Genomic DNA, 18481 nt, shown 5'->3' with positions numbered 1-18481 from the left:
CGCCATGAACGCAAAGAAACTGATGTTGCTCGTCGGAGCACTGGTCATCGCGGTGGTTGCCGCTGTCATGGCCAAGAACATGTTTGCCGGGGCCGGTGCCCAGCAAGCCAACGCCGCGCCGGTCATCCCGGTAGGGCCGAAGGTGCTGATCGCCAAGAAGCCGCTTCCGGTCGGCACCATCATCGAGCCTGATTCGCTCGTCTTCCAGCCGTGGCCCAAGGAGATGATCCAGGGCACCTACTACACGGAAGAGGAAGAGGATGCGGATCCGGCCGCGCTGTACGGCACCGTGGTTCGCACCGCGATCGCTGCCGGCCAGCCGATCACCCGCGGCTCGCTCGTCGGCCCCAACGACCGTGGCTTCCTCGCCGCGGCGCTCGGGCCGGGCATGCGCGCCATCACGGTCCCCGTCTCCGCCACCAGCGGCGTCGCCGGCTTCGTCTTTCCGGGCGACCGCGTCGACCTCGTGCTGACCCAGCAGGTGGAAGGAGAGGACGGTCCCCCGCTCAAGACGTCGGAAACGATCGTGCGCAACCTGCGCGTGCTCGCCACCGACCAGCGGATCGACGAGAAGAACGAGGACGGCGAGATCGAGGTGAAGACCTTCTCGACCGTGACCGTCGAAGTCACGCCCAAGATCGCCGAGAAGATCGCCGTCGCGCAGTCGATCGGCGACCTCAGCCTCTCGCTGCGCTCGATCGCCGACAACACGGCCGAGCTCGAGCGTGCGGTGGCGGCGGGCGAAGTGGTCGTTCCCGAGGACGCCACCCCGGGCGAAGAGCGCAAGCTCCTCCTCGCGGTCGCCAATCGTCCGATCGATACCAACCCGACTTATACTGTCGGCGGCCAGGTCTCGCGCTTCCAGCGCTCGTCCATCCCGTCGCAGAACCGCGGCGGCGGCAATACTGGCGGAGGCGGCAATGGGAAGCCGGCCGCGAGCAGCGCCCCCGTCTACGCAAGCGGACCGGTCGTCCGGGTCGCGCGCGGCAACAACGTCACCGTCGTTCCGGTGGGAGCTCGCTAACATGACCTACAAGCATGCCCAAAACCGCCGCCCGCTGATGGCCGCCGCGCTCACCGCGCTGGCGATCGCCACCAGCCCGGTCGGCCTCGCCGCCCCGGCGGCCGCTGCCCAGACGGGCGCCGTGGCCCCGGACGAAACGCTCAACCTGTCGGTCAACACCGGCACCCTGGTCCAGCTGCCCGGCTCGATGAGCGACCTGTTCGTCGCCAACGATGCCATCGCGGATGTCCAGGTGCGCTCGAACCGCCAGATCTACATCTTCGGCAAGAATGCCGGCGAGACGACGGTCTACGCGACCGGTGCCGGCGGCAACGTGGTCTATTCGGCCAAGGTGCGCGTGGGCAACAACGTCTCGTCGATCGACGAGATGCTGCGCCTCGCCATGCCCGAAGCCAGCATCGTCGCCACGCCGATGAACAACCTCATGCTGCTGACCGGCACCGTCGCCGATCCCGACGACGCCTCGACTGCCCAGCGCCTTGTCCAGGCCTATGTCGGCGAGGGCACGGGTGTCGTGAACCGGCTGCGCACCGCGACGCCGCTGCAGGTCAACCTGCAGGTCCGCATCGCCGAGGTGAACCGCACCATGGTCAAGAAGATGGGTCTCAACATCTTCTCGAGCGACAAGACGGACGGGACCCAGTTCTCGATCAACCGCGGGGACATCATCCCCTCGGGCGGTAATAACGGGTTCGCCATCCAGAACGTGCCTGGCGGTTCGACCATCGGTCTGGCCGGCAAGCTGTTCGGTGTCGACCTGATCGGCGCGCTCGACTTGGCGGAGAATGACGGTCTCGTCACCACGCTCGCGGAACCGACCCTGACTGCCCTTTCGGGCGAGACGGCGAGCTTCCTGGCGGGCGGCGAATTCCCCGTCCCGATCAGCGCCGAGCTCGGCCAGGTGACCATCGAGTACAAGGAATATGGTGTCGGCCTCGCCTTCACTCCCTACGTTCTCGCCGACGGCCGCATCTCGATGCGCGTGCGTCCGGAGGTTTCCGAACTGACCGCGGAAGGCTCGATCCGCCTCAACGGCTTCGACGTGCCGGGTATCACCACCCGCCGCGCCGAGACCACGGTGGAACTGGGTTCGGGCCAGAGCTTCATGATCGCGGGACTGCTGCGCAACGCGGCGACCAACGACATCGAAAAGGCGCCGTTCCTCGGCGACCTGCCGATCATCGGGTCGCTGTTCCGTTCGACCAGCTACCGTCGCAGCGAGACCGAACTGGTCATCATCGTGACGCCCTACCTGGTCAAGCCCGTGTCGCAGAAGCTTTCGCTGCCGATCGACGGCTATCGCGCGCCTTACGACGCCGATCGCTACCTCCTCGGCAAGACCTACGAAGGCGTCTCGGGCCCTGAAGGCGTGACCGGTCGCCCGGTCATGGTCGACCAGCCCGCCGTCGCTCCCGGCGTTGCCCCGGCCTCGACGGCCGCGCAGCCCGGCTTCTCGATGTAAGCCGCGGGATAGGAAAGGATCTCACGATGAAGAAAATCGCACTTTTCCTGGTCGCCTCGACCCTCGCCGGCTGCACCTACGGTCCCGAGGACGACGCCCGCCGCGGTCTCGCCGCGGTCAAGGTCCCGGTCGTCGAGCGCACCAACTATGCCTATGACGTGCCAGTCTCGGCCGCGGGCGTCACCCCTGCCGGAGAGGCCGCGCTCGATGCGTGGATGAGCTCGCTCGGCGTGGGGTACGGCGACCGCGTCTATCTCGACGGCATGGGCGCCAGCTATGCCCGCGACGACGTCGCGCGTATCGCCGGCCGCTACGGCCTGCTGCTCGCCCAGGGCGCTCCGGTCACGCAGGGCTCGATCGAGCCGGGCACGGCGCGCATCGTCGTCAGCCGCGCGCGGGCGACCGTGCCGGGCTGCCCCGACTGGGACGACACGTCCAACCCCAACCCGGGCAACGGCACGATGGCCAATTACGGCTGCGCCGTGAACGCCAACCGCGCCGCGATGGTCGCCAATCCCGAGGACCTCGTCTTCGGCCGCGCGGGCACCGGCGTGATCGATCCGCGCACCACCATCCGCGCGCTCGACAGCTATCGCGCGCAGCGTCCGACCGGCGAAACCGGCCTGCAGGACATCACCACCAAGAAGGAGGACAAGTAATGAACGCGCCTTTCCAGGCTCGCGCGGGCCTCCGCGAACCGTTCACCGCCTTCGTCTGCGACGACGAAACCGTCGACATGCTCCGCCCGATCGCGGTCGAGTATGGCTGGTCGCCGGACAAGGTGAACAAGGGTGGACTTCGCAACGCCGTGCAGTCGCTGTCGGTCAGCGCCAGCCCGAACGTCCTGTTCATCGACCTGTCGGAATCGGCCGACCCGCTCAATGACATCAACGCCCTCGCGGAAGTCTGCGAGCCGGGCACGATCGTCATCGCGGCAGGTCAGGTCAACGATGTCCGCCTCTACCGCGACCTCGTCGCGTCGGGCATCCACGACTATCTGCTGAAGCCGTTCACGGTCGACCAGCTGCGCGATACCTTCTCGGCCGCGCAGGCGATGCTGTCGGGTCCGCGCACCGAAGCGCATGTCGACAAGCCCCACGTGATGACCGCGGTCATCGGCGTGCGCGGCGGTGTCGGCGCCTCGACCATCGCAACCTCGCTGGCCTGGATGTTCGGCGAGAAGGCGCATCGTTCGACCGCGCTGCTCGACCTCGACATCCATTTCGGCACGGGCGCGCTCAGCCTCGACCTCGAGCCGGGCCGCGGCCTGACCGACGCGATCGAGAATCCGAGCCGCATCGACGGGCTGTTCATCGAGCGCGCGATGGTGCGTGCCAACGAGCGCCTCTCGGTCCTCTCGGCCGAAGCGCCGATCAACCAGCCGATGATGACGGACGGGACCGCTTTCTTCCAGCTCCAGGAAGAGATGAAGAACGCGTTCGAATCGACCGTCATGGACCTGCCGCGCCAAATGCTGATCCAGTATCCGCACATGGTGCACGACGCCCACGTCGCCGTGGTCGTCAGCGAACTGTCGCTCGCCGCGACCCGCGACACGATCCGCATCCTCGCCTGGCTCAAGTCGAACGCGCCGCAGACCAAGGTCATCGTGGTCGCCAATCGCGTGCCGGGCGGCGGCGCGCTCGAAATCTCCAAGAAGGATTTCGAGCAGTCGATCGAACGCGGCATCGACGTCGTGTTCCCGGCCGACCCCAAGGCGACCGCGCAGGCCGCCAAGCTGGGCAAGCCGCTCGCCGAGATCGCGCCGGGCAAGATCGCCCAGCCGTTCGCGACGCTGTCCAACATGGTGCTCAGCCATGCCTCGGACGACGGGGCGGACATCGTCGAGAAGAGCGGAAACGGCAAGTCGATCGTCGACGGTCTCAAGTCGATGCTCAGCAAGCCCAAGGCCGAAGCCGCGTAACGAACGGGTGAGAGGGGACGGGGCTCACGCGCCCCTCCCCGACCCCGCCACGAGTTGAAGGAAGTCCACCGATGCTGATCGCCATCTTCGCCATCATGCTGCTGGGTGCCGGCATCCTCGCCTACAAGGGGATGAGCGGTCCCTCGCCGCAAAAGGCGCTCAAGCGCCGCGTCGAGGTCATGCGCAACCGCCACGCGGAAGGCGGCGCGCTCAAGGCCAGCGCGCAGATGCAGATCCGCAAGCTGATGGAAAAGCGCCAGAGCAAGGTCGAAGGCCTCGCCTCGACGCTGATCCCGCGCCCCGCGCTCCTCAAGCTGCGTCTCGACCAGACCGGCAAGAAGATCAGCCTGGGCAAGTATGCGATGGTCTCGCTCGGGATTGCCTTCTTCGTGATGGCGCTGCTGCTGCTGCGCGGCGCGCCCTTCTTCCTCGCCTTCTTCGTCGGCCTGTTCGTCGGCATCGGCGTGCCCCACATGGGCGTCGGCTTCCTGATCAAGAAGCGCATCAAGAACTTCAACACCAACTTCCCCGATGCGATCGAACTGATGGTGCGCGGCCTGCGTTCGGGTCTGCCCATCACCGAGACGCTCGGAATCGTGGCGGGCGAATTGCCCGGCCCCGTCGGCACCGAATTCTCGGCCGTGTCGGACAAGATGAAGATCGGCAAGACGATGGAGGCCGCGCTCCAGGAAACCGCGGACCGCCTCGGCACGCCCGAATTCCAGTTCTTCGTCATCACGCTGGCGATCCAGCGCGAGACGGGCGGCAACCTCGCCGAAACCTTGTCCAACCTTGCCGACGTGCTGCGCAAGCGCGCGCAGATGAAGCTCAAGATCAAGGCGATGAGCTCGGAATCGAAGGCCTCGGCCCTGATCGTGGGCTCGCTCCCCTTCATCGTCTTCACGCTCGTGTGGATGATCAACCCGAACTACATGGCCAACTTCTTCGTCGACCAGCGCCTCATCGTGGCCGGTCTCGGCGGCCTCGTGTGGATGTCGATCGGCGCCTTCATGATGGCCAAGATGGTCAACTTCGAGATCTAGGTGGAACCCATGGACACTCTTACCCACCTCATCGTCGCCGCTGCCGGCCCCACCCTTCTGGGCGTGGACGTCATCTGGGTCGCCACCATGCTCTCGGCGGTCGCCACGATGGCGGTGCTGACCGCGATCTACGCGGCGACCACGGTCAAGGACCCGATGGCCAAGCGCGTCAAGGCGCTTAACGAGCGCCGCGAGCAGCTCAAAGCCGGCATCGTCGCCTCGACCAACAAGCGCAAGAGCCTGCGCCACAAGAACCAGACCGCGGATTCGGTCCGCAACTTCCTTTCGCAGTTCAAGATGCTGCAGGAAGACCAGGTCAAGAAGACGCAACAGAAGCTGATGCAGGCCGGTATCCGCAACAAGGATCTGGCCGTCTACATCATCGCCGCGCGCTTCGTCGGCCCGATCGTGCTGGGCGGCATGGTGGCACTGGTCATCTACGGCTTCGACTATTTCCCCGAGTGGGGCTGGTTCAAGAAATATGCGGCCACCGCCTGCTCGATGATCCTCGGCTACAAGGCATCGGACCTGTGGCTGAAGAACAAGATCACCAAGCGCAGCCAGCTGATCCAGAAGGGTCTTCCCGACGCGCTCGACCTGCTGGTCATCTGCGCCGAGGCCGGCCTTACCGTCGACGCCGCATTCGACCGCGTGTCGAAGGAACTCGGCAAGGCCTACCCCGAACTGGGCGACGAATTCGGCCTGACCTCGATCGAGCTGGGCTTCCTCAACGAACGCCGCCAGGCGTTCGAAAACCTGTCGCGCCGCGTCGACCTCGATGCGGTCCGCGGGGTGGTGACGACCATGATCCAGACCGAGAAATACGGTACGCCGCTCGCGTCGGCGCTGCGCGTCCTCTCGGCGGAATTCCGTAACGAGCGCATGATGCGCGCCGAGGAAAAGGCCGCGCGCCTCCCGGCGATCATGACCGTGCCGCTCATCCTGTTCATCCTGCCGGTGCTGTTCATCGTCATTCTCGGCCCGGCGGCCTGTGCCATCTCGGACAACTTCATCAACCGGTAGGCCAGACACACGAGCTTCCCTGGTGGGGGGAAGGACCGCCGTCGTCCGCGTACGTGGACGGCGGCGGTTTCGTTTTCAGGAACAAGCACGCCTCACGCGCGTCGAAGCGGAGAGATCGCAACAATCACGGAGACGCCCATGACCGCCTTCACACCCGACCAGTGGGTCATTCTCGCCCTCGTGTTCGTGCTCGGCATCCTCGTCGGCCTGTTCCTGCTGTCGGGCCGCGGCAAGAAGTGGAAGACGCTGTATCGCGCCGAAGTCGAACGGCGCGAGGCGATCGAGGCCGACTATAAGGCGTCCGAGACCGAATGGCGTGAGCGCGACAGCCTGCGCGCCGCCGCCCTCAAGGACAGCGACCGCGACGGCAAACCCGATATAGTCGACTGATACGCGCCCTTCTTCCGGCGCGTCGGCCTATCCCTCGATCTTCGAGAAGTCCGCGACCCCGTTGACCAGCGCACGGAAGCGCGCGAGCAGGCCGAGGCGCCGCTTGCGCTTGCCCGCATCCTCGTCGTTGACCGTGACATCGTCGAAGAAGGCGTCGATCGGCTGGCGGATGGACGCGAGCGCTCCCATCGCCCTGGTGAAGTCCTCCTCGCCGATCGCCTGCGTCACGACGGGCCCCGCCTTGACGAGCGCATCGGCAAGCGCCCGCTCGGCCGGTTCGAGGTCGGGATCGGACATCGCCGCAGCAGCGCTCGCCTGGCCCTGGTCGACCAGGGCAAGCGGGTCTTCCTCGCCGTCCTGCACCAGCGTGCCCGGGATCGCCCCCTGCCCTTCGACGCCTTCCTTCTTGAGGATGTTGGCGGCACGCTTGTAGGCGGCGTGGAGGTTGGCGCCGTCGTCCGTGTCCATGAACGACTGGAGCGCTTCGACCCGCGCGAGCAGGCGCACGAGATCGTCCTCTCCGCCCAGCGCGAACACCGCGTCGATCAGGTCGTGGCGAATACCCGCTTCCTTCTGCTGGACCTTCAACCGGTCGGCGAAGAAATCGAGCAGCGGATCGATGCCGGCGCGGATATCGGCGGCGAACTGGATATGTTCGAACTGCGCTTCGCGGCCCGACACGGCGCGCTGCAGCTCGCGGATGGTGGGCGAGCGGCCAAGCGCCTTGGTCAGCCCTTCGATCACCGACCGGGCGACGTCGCGACGACGCTCGTCCATGCGCTGCTGGTAAAGGTGGTAGCTCGCCCGCAGCGCCATCATGGCGAGCGAGGCGCGCATCCCGGTCTCGAGCACCTGGCGGATCACCGCGAGCGCGGCGCGGCGCAGCGCGAACGGGTCCTTCGACCCAGTCGGCGGCAGGTCGACCGCGAAGAAGGAGACGAGCGTATCGAGCTTGTCGGCCAGGCTGACCGCGACAGTGACCGGCGCGGTGGGGACATCGTCGCCCTGCCCGACCGGTTTGTAATGGTCGCGGACCGCATCGGCGATCGCGTCGGGTTCGCCCTGCGCCCGCGCGAGGTGGCCGCCGATGATGCCCTGCAACTCGGGAAACTCGCCGACCATGCCGGTGACGAGGTCGTTCTTGGCGAGCCGTGCGGCGCGTTCGACCGCGTCGGGGTCTGCCTTGACGATGCCTTCCTCGGCCATCCAGCGGGCGAGCCGCGCGACGCGCTCGACCTTGGCGGCGAGCGTTCCCAATTTCTCGTGGAAGACGATGTCGCCCAGCTTGGGCGACAGGCTGGCGAGCGGAACCTTGAGGTCGTTTTCCCAGAAGAAGCGCGCATCGGACAGGCGCGCGGCGAGCACGCGCTCGTTGCCCGCAACGACCGCGTCCGGCTCCTTGCTGTCGATGTTCGAGGTCAGCACGAAATTGGGCGCCATGCGCCCGTCCTTCCCGCGCATCACGAAATATTTCTGGTCGAGCCGCGCGGTCAGCTGGATCACTTCCTCGGGCACGTCGAGGAAAGCAGGATCGAAGCTGCCGAGCAGCGGTACCGGCCATTCGGTCAGGCCCGCATTTTCGATCACCAGGCCCTCGTCCTCGATCAGTTCGTGGCCGGCCCTGGCGGCGGCATCGGCCGCGCCCTTGCGCACGATGTCCTGGCGTTCCTCGTGATCGACCAGCACGTGGCAGGCGCGCAGTTTCTCGACATAGTCGTGCGCGCCGCCGATGGTGATCTCGCCCGGGTGGTGAAAGCGGTGGCCGAGCGTGGCGGCGCCTGACGATATACCCGTCGGAATATTCGTAAACCGCGTGTGCGTCTCGTCTCTCGTCACCTTGATCTGCTTCAGATCAACAGGAACGACGCTCTCGCCGAGGATCGCGACGATGCGGTGGAGCGGGCGCACCCAGCGCAGGCTCTCGCTCGAGGCCGAGCGCGGCCCCCAGCGCATCGACTTGGGCCAGGGAAAATCGCGAACGATGGCGGCGATGGCGGGCCCGAGAATGTCGGCGCTCGCCCGCCCCGGCTTGTCGATGACCGCGAAATAGGTCGCACGGCCTTTTACGTCGCGCACTTCGAGCTGGTCGCGCGTCACGCCATTCTTGCGACAGAAGCCCTCGACCGCTTGGTCGGGCGCGCCCTCGGGCGGCCCCTTGGCTTCCTCGCTGACGGCTTGGGTCTGCTCAGGCAGCCCGGTCGCGATCAGCGCCAGTCGGCGCGGGGTCGAATAGGTGGTGATGCCGTCCGCCTTGAGACCCGCAGCATCGAGCTGCGCCCTGAACAGGCGTTCGAGGTCGGCGCGCGCCTGCGCCTGCATGCGGGCCGGAATTTCCTCGGAAAAGAGTTCGAGCAGGAAGTCGCTCACGTGTCATACCCCATATGCTCGATCCACGCCGCGCAGGCGCCCTTGGCGAGGTCGCGCACGCGGCCGATATAGGCCTGGCGCTCGGCCACCGAGATGACGCCGCGCGCCTGCAGCGTGTTGAAGATGTGGCTGGCCTTGATCGCCTGCTCGTAGGCCGCGATCGGGACGCCGTGCTCGAGGCTGTTCTCGGCCTCCGCGGCGGCCTTCTTGAACGCGTCGAACAGGCTATCCGTGTCAGCCACTTCGAAATGCCATTTCGACATCTGCTTCTCGTTCTCGAGGAAGACGTCGCGGTAGGTCATGCCGTGATTGTTGAACTGGAGGTCGAACACGTTGTCGACGCCCTGGATATACATGGCGAGGCGTTCGAGCCCGTAGGTCAGTTCGCCCGCGACCGGCTTGCAGTCGAACCCGCCGACCTGCTGGAAATAGGTGAACTGGGTCACTTCCATCCCGTCACACCACACTTCCCAGCCGAGCCCCCAGGCGCCCAGCGTCGGGCTTTCCCAATCGTCCTCGACGAAGCGGATGTCGTGCTTGAGCGGGTCGATCCCGATCTGGGCGAGGCTCCCGAGATAAAGGTCCTGGAGGTTTTCCGGGCTCGGCTTGAGCATCACCTGGTACTGGTAATAATGGCCGAGGCGGTTGGGGTTTTCGCCATAGCGCCCGTCGGTCGGGCGGCGGCACGGCTGGACGTAGGCGGCGCGCCACGGGTCGGGGCCCAGCGCGCGCAGCACGGTTGCCGGGTGGAACGTCCCCGCGCCCATCTCCATGTCGTAGGGTTGGAGGATCGCGCATCCCTGTTCGCCCCAATAGGCGTGCAGCGTCAGGATCAGGTCTTGGAAACTCAGCATGATGGGGATGCGCTTTGCCCACGCATGCGCCCCCGGTCAAGAAACCCTTGAAATCGAGACGAAATGGAAGGTTATCGCGACATTGTGTCAGGAGTTGTTGACATTGTCAGCGAATCGCGACAATATGTCACCATTACCTGACAAAAGGACGTGATTACATGACTTCGCAAACCGGCCTGAAGCGCAACTCGCCAAAGCTCGTCGCCATCGTCATGCTCTTTGGAGCCGCGGGCATCGCCATCGGCTACGCGCTGGGCAAGCTGATTTTCTGATCCGATGAAGAACGAGCTCAGGGTCCTGCGTGCGATCGCCGGGTGGAGCCAGGCCGAACTGGCCGGCCGCCTCGACGTCTCGCGCCAGGCGGTCAACGCGATCGAGACCGGAAAGCACGATCCCTCGCTGCCCCTCGCCTTCAAGATCGCCCGCCTGTTCGAAAAGTCCATCGAAGAGATTTTCCATGACCAATGATGACAGCATGACCGGTGAACAGCGCCTCGCGGCCCGCCGCGCCCGCTTTTGGAAGACCATCCTCGCCGCCATGGCGGTCAGCTCGATCGCGGGATTCGCCACCGGCGTGGGCGCGGGACGCGGCGGGCTCGACCTCCTGACCAGCCCCGTCTTCGCGATCGCCGCAGTCCTTGTCGGGGTCGTCGGCCTCGTGGTGACGTCGATCTGGTTCTACCGCAGCGTCGACGAACTGGAGACGGCCGACAATCTGTGGGCCAGCCTCTACGGCCTCTATTTCTACATCGCCGCCCTGCCGGCATGGTGGCTGCTGGAGAAAGCGGGCCTCGTGCCTGCGGTCAACCACTGGGCGATCTACGCCGCCACGCTGGTCTTCACCGTCCTCGTCTATGGCTGGCGCAAGCTGGCCGCCCGATAAAATTCCACCAAGACCCCTTCGTAAAAAAAGGAACCACCCGACATGATCAAGACCCTTCTAGCCTCGGTCGCCTTCGTCGCCCTGAGCGGCTGCGCCACCGCCGAGACCGGCATGGACGTCACCGCGGCCGCCGAGGCCCCTGTCGTCGCCAGCGGACCCGCGATGTGGAAACTCGCCGACGAGGACACCACCATCTACCTGCTCGGCACCTTCCACATGCTGCCCGAGGGCCTGGACTGGCAGGATGCGCGCATCCGCCGGGCGATCGACGAGGCCGAGGAACTCGTCATCGAGGTCGACCTCGACCTCGACAACCCGGCCGCGGTGGCGCCCACGCTCCAGGAAATGGGCTTCACTCCCGGCCAGGCCCCGCTGCTCGAGCGCGTGCCCGCCGACAAGCGCGACCGGCTGACCACGATGGTCGCCGAGAGCGGGCTGCCGATACAGGCCTACAACATGATGGAGAGCTGGTTCGCCGCGACCACCCTCGCCTCGCTGCAGATCCAGAAGATCGGGTTCGATCCCAAGTCGGGGGTTGAGTACAAGCTGCGCAGCGCTTTCGTCGAGGCCGGCAAGCCGATCGGCGAACTCGAAAGCCTGCGCAAGCAGCTCGGCTACATGGACACGCTGAGCGAAGAAGCGCAGCGCGCCTTCCTTGCCGACGTCGTCACCGACGAAGAGGAGTATCGCACCATGATGGAGAAGATGCAGTCGGCCTGGGTGGCGGGCGACGTCGCCAAGATCGCGGAGACCTTCAACGACGACTTCGACAGTTCCGAGGAGCTGTACGACGCGCTCCTGGTGCGCCGCAACGCCGACTGGACCGACCAGCTCGAGGCGCGCCTTGCCCAGCCGGGCACGATCCTCGTCGCGGTCGGCGCGGGCCACTTCGCGGGCGAGAACAGCGTGATCGACATGCTCAAGGCCGAAGGGCTGACCGTCACGCGGGTCCACTAAGTCCCCGCGAATACGCGAAAAAGGAAGGGCGTCGCTTGCACAAAGCGGCGCCCTTGCCTATAGGCGCGCTTCGACCGTCGCCATGGTCATCCCTGGAGGCGTGGCGAGAACCGGTCGAACAACGAAATTATCTTTTGGAGACAAGCAAATGAGCGATCAGCTGACGCTGCCCGCCGAGCCGCGCGAAGGGGTTGGCAAGGGAGCCTCCCGTGCACTTCGCCGCGATGGTCGGGTGCCCGCCGTGATCTACGGCGACAAGAAGGATCCGGTTTCGGTTCACGTCGAGGAGAAGCTCCTCGTCAAGATGCTGCAGACGGGCCACTTCATGAACACCGTCGTGTCGGTGGAAGTGGGCAAGGACAAGCACCGCACCCTTCCCAAGGACGTGCAGTTCCACCCGGTCACCAGCCGTCCGGTCCATGTCGACTTCTTCCGCCTTGCCAAGGATGCGACCGTCCAAGTCGCCATCCCGGTGCACTTCACGGGCGAAGAAAAGTCGCCGGGTCTCACCCGCGGCGGCGTGCTCAACGTCGTTCGTCACGAGCTCGAGCTCATTTGTGACGCCAGCAACATCCCCGACCAGATCGTCATCGACCTGGCCGGCCTCGACATCGGCGATTCGGTCCACATCTCGGCGGTCGAGCTGCCGGAAGGCTCGAAGTCGGCGATCGACGATCGTGACTTCACGATCGCGGGCGTCGTGGCGCCGTCGGCGATGAAGTCGAGCGAAGAGGAAGAGGAAGAAGTCGCGGCTGACGAAGTTCCCGCGATGGAGCAGGATGGCGACGAAGCCGAAGGCGATGCCGAGGGCGACGCCGAGGCCAAGGCCAAGGACGGCGAATAAGCCTCCCGCCAATCCGGCACTCACGAAAAAACGGCCGTCGCCCCTGTGGGCGGCGGCCTTTTTCTTGGCTAAGGAGTGCCCATGCAATTGTGGGTGGGGCTCGGCAATCCGGGCGACAAATATCAGGCGCACCGGCACAATGTCGGGTTCATGGCCCTCGACGAGATCGCCGAGGTCCATCGCTTTTCGCCGTGGAAGAAGCAGTTTCGGGGGCTGACCGCCGAAGGGCGCATCGGGAGCGACAAGATCGTGCTCCTGAAACCGCAAACCTACATGAACGAAAGCGGCGGGTCGGTTCGCGCCGCGCTGGATTTCTACAAGCTCGACCTCGGTGACGTCACCGTCTTCCACGACGAGCTCGACCTTACCCCGATGAAGGTCAAAGTGCGCATGGGCGGCGGGCTGGCGGGCCATAACGGCCTGCGCTCGATCGACAAGCATCTCGGCAAGGATTTCCGCCGCGTGCGCATCGGCATCGGCCATCCCGGCTCGAAGGACCGCGTCACCGGCCACGTGCTCGGAAATTATCACAAGAGCGAGATCGACGCGCTCGGCCGGATGCTCGCGGCGATCGGTGCGGAAGCCGACCGGTTGGCCGAGGGCGACGACGCGCGTTTCATGAACGACGTCGCCCTGCGTTGCCAGGACTGACTATTTGGTCTTCGCGGGTGCCTTCTTGCGGCCGTCGACCTTCCTGACGGCGGGTTTCTTGTCGCCACCCGGAAGTTGGGCCTGGCCGTAACCGCCGCGAAGCTGTTCTTCGGCCGCGGCGCGCATCTTGGCGTGATTGACGACGACCTTCGCGTTGAAGGCGATCGTCACGCGCTCCTCTTCCGAGCTGTTGGGGTGCACCCAATGCTTCTGGGTCGACGGGAAAACGAGGAGCGTACCCTCGGTTGGCTTCATCGGGATCGAGCCCATGAAATGCTTGGCTTTCACCAACCCCTGCCCGGTCGGCGCGGAGCGGCAGTCGATGAACTCGATCGCGCCCGCCGAAGGATTCTCGTCCTTCTGCAGCGCTTCGGGAATCTTGACGTAATAGGCGCCCGACCAGAACGCGCCCGGATGGTCGTGCGGGATGTTGTAGCCGCCCGCCGGGTTGACGTTGACCCAGCCGTCGCACTCGAGCTTCAACTTGGCGAGCATGTCCTTCTGACCCGCGACGCGGCGGGTCAGCGCGGCAACCGCCTGCAGGATCGCCTGGGAAAGTTCGCGGTGCGCTGGCTCGGGGCGCTGGAAAAAATCGAGAGTCGAGTGCCAGCCGGCGCGGTTCGAGCGGGTGATCCCCTCCTCCGCCTTGCGCCGCACCTCGATCTCCTCGAGCAACTGCTTGTTGATCCGCTCGAAGTCCTTGATCTCGAACGCCGCGACCGGCGTCGGGAACAGCATCTGCAACGCCTTCAACTCGTGTGCCACTGAACGAAGCCCCCCTGATAGAATGTCACGCCACTATCGGCGGCGAGGGCTTGACGTTGCAAGGCAAAAAGGGATGCAAGGGCGCGCATGACCCGACTATTGTTCGCCTCGCCGCTCCACGAGGGCCGCATCGACGATCCCGACCTGCTCGACGAGCTTGCCTATTCGATCCGCACGCTCGCCGAAGACGACAACGCCGGACGCCGCTGGAGCAGCGAAAAAGGCTATAAGGGCTATACGAGCTACGCATCGCTCGACGACCTGCCGATGCGCGACCCCGTCTTCGCGGACCTGAAGAAATTGCTCGAAAAGGAAGCGCGCGGCTTTGCCAAGGAGCTTGCCTGGGACGTGCGCCCGAAAATCGACAGCCTATGGGTCAACCTGATGAAGCCGGGCGCGGTGCATTCGGCGCATATCCATCCGCATTCGATCCTGTCGGGCACGTTCTACGTCGAGATTCCGGACGGCGCGGGAGCGATCCGCTTCGAGGATCCGCGCCTGGCGATGATGATGGCCGCGCCCATCCGCAACGAGCACGCGCCCGAGCATCTGCGGCCCTTCATCGACATCGCCCCCGAGCCCGGCACCCTGCTCCTGTGGGAAAGCTTCCTTCGCCACGAGGTGCTGCCCCACCGCGGCAAGGGCGAGCGCCTCTCGGTTAGTTTCAACTTCGCCTAGCCGATCGGCGAACCCGGCGGGAGGTCGGGCAACGCGCCCGGCATGGCCAGCCGCGCGTCCATCCGCTCGCGGTCGAGTAGCAGCGCGCCCAGTCCGCGGCCCCAGCTGTCCGCCTCGCTCGACCCGGCATTGCCGACCAGCGAGGCACCCAGCGCGTGCATCCGGTCGTCGATTGCCACTGCGATGCTCGGCGAGAGCGCAGGGTCGCGTGCCGTCTTCGCCAGCGCGAGCACCGCCACGGTCGCCACGCGCCGCATCGCGGCATTGCCGCGCGTGCCGGTGAAGGCCGCACCGATCAGTCTGTCGACCACTTCCAGCGGCGCAGGGACGCTGGCATCGGCGGCATGCTGGGCTTCCATCCGGTCGAGCCGGTCGGGGGCAAGTAGCGGCGCGATCACCGCCATCGCCGCGACTTCGCTGGCTGCCATCGGGTCGAACACCGGCCCGCCGGCCGTGTCGATCAGCTCGATCGCGCGCTGGCGGTCGTAGCTCGCCTCGCTCGCCGAGAGATAGGGCAGCACGTCGGCGGGCACCGCGAGCCGCTCGGGCGTGAGCGCCGAGAGGAGGACGTCGAGCGCCTCGTGCTGCGCCGCCCCGGCCACGGTCTGCGCGCGGGCCGCCTCGCCCGCCAACGCGGTCGGGACATACACCCCGCCCAATTGTTTGGCGGCGGCTTCGGCCTGGTAGCGATGGAGGAGCCAGATCGGCACGAAGGCGCGGCGCAATTCGGCCTGGCTCGCCCCGGCCGGCACCGCCGCGATCGAGAAGCGGTCGACCGCCGCGTCGCGCACCGCGAGCACGCGCTGCAGCTCGGCGACCGGCTGGGCGCCGTCGTCCCACAATCCGCCCTCGGGATGCGCCGCGCCGAGCGGGCGCGCCACCGGATCGGCGACGAAACGCAGGCCCGCGGCGCGCGCTGCCGCGACCTTGGGCGCCGCTTCGGCATCGGTGCGCGCGCCATAGGCATAGTCGACGAGGAACTTGTCCCACGCCCCCACCCCTACGCCGTAGGCGTCGGCGAGCGAGAAGGCCCCGTCCTCGGTGAGCGTCACGCGCGGCGCGGGATAGTCCATCACCGAGTAGCGCTCCTGCGTAGAGGCGGCGAAATTGTGCGAAAAACCGAGCGCGTGGCCGACCTCGTGTGCGCCCAGTTGGCGGATGCGCGCGAGCGCGGCGTCGATCGGATCGTTGGGATCGCCCGTCCCCGTCAGCCCCGCGCCGACCAGCGCCTGGAAGATCATGATGTCCTGCCGCACGCGCAGCGAGCCGAGCTGGACGAGTCCCTTCACCAGTTCGCCCGTGCGCGGATCGAACACCACCCCGCCATAGGACCAGCCGCGCGTCGCGCGGTTGACCCAGTTGACGACGTTGTAGCGCACGTCGAGCGGGTCGGCGCCCTCGGGCAGCAGCTCGACCCGGAACGCGTCGATGAGCCCCGCCGCATCGAACGCGTCGCGCCACCAGCCGACGCCTTCGATCAGCGCCTGGCGCACGCCTTCGGGGGCAGCCGGATCGACGTAGAAGACGATCGGCTTCTTCACCCGGCTGCGCGCCGCGCCCGGCTCTTCCTTCTCGAGGCGGAAGCGGATCATCAGGTCGCGCACCATCGGCTGGCCGAGCGGCGCGGAGGCGTCGACGACCTGCGTCCCGAAACTGTAGCCGTAGGGCGCGAGGCGCGGCTGGTAGCCGGGCTCGGGCAGCGCGATCAGGCTGTGCCGCAGGCGAAAACTAAGCGTCCCGTGATCGGGTGCGATGTTGGCGATCTCTGGCTTGGGCTTGTCCGAAACGACCGTCAGCAGGCTCGAGACTTCCGCGTTCTTCGGGAAGATCCTGACCTCGTCGGCGAGGACCAGGCTGCGCTCCTTGTCGAGCGAGAAATCCCCGCCCCCGCCATCGCCCAGCGTGCGGGCGATGCCGAAATCGTCGCGCAGGAAGAAGGCGGACAGGTCGATGTCGAACGCACCGTCGGCGCGCACCTTGTCGATCTTTCCCGTCCACAACACCGACTTGGCGAAGCTGCGGTCGATCGCGCGCTGTTCGTCCTCGTTGCCGCGCGAGGCGATGAATCGGCTGTTCTGCACCTCGGCGACGAGCCGGTCGCCGACCTTGCGCAGCACCAGCAGGCGGCTGTCGCTCGTCACCCCGCGGTCGAGGACGATCTGCGCCGAGCCCAGCCCGCTTTCGAGCTGCGAGACGTAGATGTAGCGCCCGACCACGCCATCCGCGCCAGGAGCCGGAAAACGGAACAGGAGCTTGCTGTCGGCCTTGCTCGCAAGCGTCATCAGCGGCGCGTCCTGCGCCCCGGCGGGCGTTGCCAGCACCAGCGCTGCCCCCATCATCGCCGTCCCGATCAATCGCTTCATGCCGCCTGCTCCCGATGTCCTTGCGCCGGCGCAATGAACCACACGGACGCCCGCTGCGGTAGCCCCTTCATTTCCGCACCGCTTTTGGCTAGGGGCAGCGGCAACCTCCCCTTACTTTCCAGGACCTCGTTTCATGGGTTTCAGATGCGGTATCGTCGGACTGCCGAACGTCGGCAAGTCCACCCTGTTCAACGCGCTCACCGAGACGCAGGCGGCGCAGGCGGCCAACTACCCCTTCTGCACGATCGAGCCCAATGTGGGCCAGGTCGCGGTGCCCGATCCGCGCCTCGACACGCTCGCCAAGATCGCGGGGTCCGCCAAGATCATCCCGACCCAGCTCGCCTTCGTCGACATCGCCGGCCTCGTGAAGGGCGCGTCGAAGGGCGAGGGCCTCGGCAACCAGTTCCTCGGCAACATCCGCGAGGTCGACGCGATCGTCCACGTGCTGCGCTGCTTCGAGAATGACGACATTCAGCACGTCGACAATCACGTGAACCCGATCGCCGACGCGGAAGTCGTCGAAACCGAACTGCTCCTCTCCGATCTCGAAAGCCTCGAGAAGCGCGTCCCCAACCTCGTCAAGCGCGGACAGCAGGGAGACAAGGAAGCCAAGATCGCCGCCAGCGTGCTCGGTCAGGCACTGGAGCTCTTGCGCGAAGGCAAGCCTGCGCGCCTCGTCGAGCCCAAGGACGACGAGGAGGCACGCGTGTTCTCGCAGGCGCAGCTGATCACCGCCAAGCCGGTGCTCTACGTCTGCAACGTTAACGAGGACGAAGCTGCCGAAGGCAACGAATATAGCGCCGCCGTGTTCGAGAAGGCCAAGGCCGAGGGCGCCAACGCGGTGATCGTGTCGGCCGCAATCGAGAGTGAGCTCGTGGGCATGGACATGGACGAGCGGATCGCCTTTCTCGAGGAGATGGGGCTCCACGAGACCGGGCTCGCGCGGGTCATCCGCTCGGGCTACGATCTCCTCCACCTCATCACCTTCTTCACCGTCGGCCCCAAGGAAGCGCGTGCCTGGACCGTGGAAAAGGGATCGAAGGCGCCCCGCGCAGCAGGCGAGATCCATACCGATTTCGAACGCGGCTTCATCCGCGCCGAGACGATCGCCTACGACGATTATGTCGAACTGGGCGGCGAGACCGCGGCGCGTGACGCGGGCAAGCTCAGGCAGGAAGGCAAGGACTATGTCGTGAAGGACGGCGACGTCCTCCACTTCAAATTCAACGTTTGATTCAGGGCGCCCCGCGCGC

At 66.2% G+C, this 18481-nt stretch carries 18 protein-coding genes; 14 read left to right on the top strand and 4 right to left on the bottom strand.

Features of this window, described 5'->3' with window-relative positions; genetic code table 11:
- The first annotated feature begins 4 nt into the window (after positions 1 to 4).
- From cpaB to NNY25_RS05970, 7 genes are all read left to right on the top strand, one after another.
- Positions 5 to 1024 (top strand): Flp pilus assembly protein CpaB, encoded by a 1020-nt coding sequence (gene cpaB / locus NNY25_RS06000; protein ID WP_265570446.1) that lies wholly within the window; start codon positions 5 to 7, stop codon positions 1022 to 1024.
- Position 1025: 1 nt separating this feature from the next.
- Positions 1026 to 2486 (top strand): type II and III secretion system protein family protein, encoded by a 1461-nt coding sequence (locus NNY25_RS05995; protein ID WP_265570445.1) that lies wholly within the window; start codon positions 1026 to 1028, stop codon positions 2484 to 2486.
- Between the two features lie 26 nt (positions 2487 to 2512).
- Positions 2513 to 3145, top strand: coding sequence for a CpaD family pilus assembly protein (locus NNY25_RS05990; RefSeq protein ID WP_265570444.1), 633 nt, complete (start codon positions 2513 to 2515; stop codon positions 3143 to 3145).
- Positions 3145 to 4410 (top strand): pilus assembly protein CpaE, encoded by a 1266-nt coding sequence (locus tag NNY25_RS05985; RefSeq protein WP_265570443.1) that lies wholly within the window; start codon positions 3145 to 3147, stop codon positions 4408 to 4410. The genes NNY25_RS05990 and NNY25_RS05985 overlap by 1 nt, the downstream gene beginning before the upstream one ends.
- Before the next feature lie 77 nt (positions 4411 to 4487).
- The gene (locus tag NNY25_RS05980) at positions 4488 to 5453 is read left to right on the top strand and encodes a type II secretion system F family protein (protein WP_420854349.1); all 966 of its coding nucleotides are present in this window, start codon (positions 4488 to 4490) and stop codon (positions 5451 to 5453) included.
- 9 nt (positions 5454 to 5462) lie between these two features.
- Positions 5463 to 6476, top strand: a complete 1014-nt coding sequence (locus tag NNY25_RS05975) for a type II secretion system F family protein (protein WP_265570441.1) — start codon at positions 5463 to 5465, stop codon at positions 6474 to 6476.
- Positions 6477 to 6614: 138 nt separating this feature from the next.
- Entirely contained in the window at positions 6615 to 6866 is a 252-nt protein-coding gene (locus NNY25_RS05970) for a hypothetical protein (protein WP_265570440.1), read from the top strand.
- Positions 6867 to 6893: 27 nt separating this feature from the next.
- Here the strand turns inward: NNY25_RS05970 and glyS are convergent, their stop codons facing one another.
- On the bottom strand, positions 6894 to 9233 hold the full coding sequence (gene glyS, locus NNY25_RS05965) for a glycine--tRNA ligase subunit beta (RefSeq protein WP_265570439.1): 2340 nt from the start codon (positions 9231 to 9233) through the stop codon (positions 6894 to 6896).
- Positions 9230 to 10087: a glycine--tRNA ligase subunit alpha gene (locus tag NNY25_RS05960; protein WP_265570438.1), complete on the bottom strand. Its 858-nt coding sequence runs from the start codon at positions 10085 to 10087 to the stop codon at positions 9230 to 9232. The genes glyS and NNY25_RS05960 overlap by 4 nt, the downstream gene beginning before the upstream one ends.
- A gap of 276 nt (positions 10088 to 10363) precedes the next feature.
- Here NNY25_RS05960 and NNY25_RS05955 point away from each other — a divergent pair, with 276 nt between their 5' ends.
- The 5 genes from NNY25_RS05955 (at position 10364) to pth (ending at position 13422) form a co-directional block, all read left to right on the top strand.
- A complete protein-coding gene (locus tag NNY25_RS05955) occupies positions 10364 to 10555 on the top strand; it encodes a helix-turn-helix transcriptional regulator (RefSeq protein WP_265570437.1) in 192 nt (63 codons plus the stop codon).
- On the top strand, positions 10545 to 10970 hold the full coding sequence (locus tag NNY25_RS05950) for a hypothetical protein (protein ID WP_265570436.1): 426 nt from the start codon (positions 10545 to 10547) through the stop codon (positions 10968 to 10970). The genes NNY25_RS05955 and NNY25_RS05950 overlap by 11 nt, the downstream gene beginning before the upstream one ends.
- Before the next feature lie 42 nt (positions 10971 to 11012).
- Entirely contained in the window at positions 11013 to 11927 is a 915-nt protein-coding gene (locus NNY25_RS05945; protein ID WP_265570435.1) for a TraB/GumN family protein, read from the top strand.
- 148 nt (positions 11928 to 12075) lie between these two features.
- Positions 12076 to 12771, top strand: coding sequence for a 50S ribosomal protein L25/general stress protein Ctc (locus tag NNY25_RS05940; RefSeq protein WP_265570434.1), 696 nt, complete (start codon positions 12076 to 12078; stop codon positions 12769 to 12771).
- A gap of 81 nt (positions 12772 to 12852) precedes the next feature.
- The gene (gene pth, locus NNY25_RS05935; RefSeq protein WP_265570433.1) at positions 12853 to 13422 is read left to right on the top strand and encodes an aminoacyl-tRNA hydrolase; all 570 of its coding nucleotides are present in this window, start codon (positions 12853 to 12855) and stop codon (positions 13420 to 13422) included.
- Here the strand turns inward: pth and NNY25_RS05930 are convergent, their stop codons facing one another.
- A complete protein-coding gene (locus NNY25_RS05930; RefSeq protein ID WP_265570432.1) occupies positions 13423 to 14187 on the bottom strand; it encodes a TIGR02466 family protein in 765 nt (254 codons plus the stop codon). It abuts the gene before it with no gap.
- Positions 14188 to 14274: 87 nt separating this feature from the next.
- Here NNY25_RS05930 and NNY25_RS05925 point away from each other — a divergent pair, with 87 nt between their 5' ends.
- The gene (locus tag NNY25_RS05925; protein ID WP_265570431.1) at positions 14275 to 14865 is read left to right on the top strand and encodes a TIGR02466 family protein; all 591 of its coding nucleotides are present in this window, start codon (positions 14275 to 14277) and stop codon (positions 14863 to 14865) included.
- On the opposite strand, the gene NNY25_RS05920 is transcribed toward NNY25_RS05925, so the two are convergent.
- Positions 14862 to 17228, bottom strand: coding sequence for a zinc-dependent metalloprotease (locus NNY25_RS05920; protein WP_265570430.1), 2367 nt, complete (start codon positions 17226 to 17228; stop codon positions 14862 to 14864). The genes NNY25_RS05925 and NNY25_RS05920 overlap by 4 nt on opposite strands.
- Positions 17229 to 17361: 133 nt before the next feature.
- On the opposite strand from NNY25_RS05920, the gene ychF reads away from it, so the two are divergent.
- Positions 17362 to 18462, top strand: coding sequence for a redox-regulated ATPase YchF (gene ychF / locus NNY25_RS05915; RefSeq protein ID WP_265570429.1), 1101 nt, complete (start codon positions 17362 to 17364; stop codon positions 18460 to 18462).
- The last annotated feature ends 19 nt before the right edge of the window (positions 18463 to 18481 follow it).

It is taken from the genome of Sphingomicrobium nitratireducens (assembly GCF_026157035.1).
GTDB lineage: Bacteria > Pseudomonadota > Alphaproteobacteria > Sphingomonadales > Sphingomonadaceae > Sphingomicrobium > Sphingomicrobium nitratireducens.
Note: the sequence above shows the minus strand (reverse complement) of the source record. Positions and strands in the feature narration are given on the sequence as shown.

Coding starts and splice junctions, on each gene's coding strand:
- NNY25_RS05945 (WP_265570435.1), top strand. CDS start 11,013: ATGATCAAGACCCTTCTAGCCTCGGTCGCCTTCGTCGCCCTGAGCGGC.
- NNY25_RS05920 (WP_265570430.1), bottom strand. CDS start 17,228: ATGAAGCGATTGATCGGGACGGCGATGATGGGGGCAGCGCTGGTGCTG.
- NNY25_RS05940 (WP_265570434.1), top strand. CDS start 12,076: ATGAGCGATCAGCTGACGCTGCCCGCCGAGCCGCGCGAAGGGGTTGGC.
- NNY25_RS05985 (WP_265570443.1), top strand. CDS start 3,145: ATGAACGCGCCTTTCCAGGCTCGCGCGGGCCTCCGCGAACCGTTCACC.
- ychF (WP_265570429.1), top strand. CDS start 17,362: ATGGGTTTCAGATGCGGTATCGTCGGACTGCCGAACGTCGGCAAGTCC.
- NNY25_RS05975 (WP_265570441.1), top strand. CDS start 5,463: ATGGACACTCTTACCCACCTCATCGTCGCCGCTGCCGGCCCCACCCTT.
- NNY25_RS05955 (WP_265570437.1), top strand. CDS start 10,364: ATGAAGAACGAGCTCAGGGTCCTGCGTGCGATCGCCGGGTGGAGCCAG.
- pth (WP_265570433.1), top strand. CDS start 12,853: ATGCAATTGTGGGTGGGGCTCGGCAATCCGGGCGACAAATATCAGGCG.
- NNY25_RS05925 (WP_265570431.1), top strand. CDS start 14,275: ATGACCCGACTATTGTTCGCCTCGCCGCTCCACGAGGGCCGCATCGAC.
- NNY25_RS05950 (WP_265570436.1), top strand. CDS start 10,545: ATGACCAATGATGACAGCATGACCGGTGAACAGCGCCTCGCGGCCCGC.
- NNY25_RS05960 (WP_265570438.1), bottom strand. CDS start 10,087: ATGCTGAGTTTCCAAGACCTGATCCTGACGCTGCACGCCTATTGGGGC.
- NNY25_RS05990 (WP_265570444.1), top strand. CDS start 2,513: ATGAAGAAAATCGCACTTTTCCTGGTCGCCTCGACCCTCGCCGGCTGC.
- NNY25_RS05970 (WP_265570440.1), top strand. CDS start 6,615: ATGACCGCCTTCACACCCGACCAGTGGGTCATTCTCGCCCTCGTGTTC.
- NNY25_RS05995 (WP_265570445.1), top strand. CDS start 1,026: ATGACCTACAAGCATGCCCAAAACCGCCGCCCGCTGATGGCCGCCGCG.
- cpaB (WP_265570446.1), top strand. CDS start 5: ATGAACGCAAAGAAACTGATGTTGCTCGTCGGAGCACTGGTCATCGCG.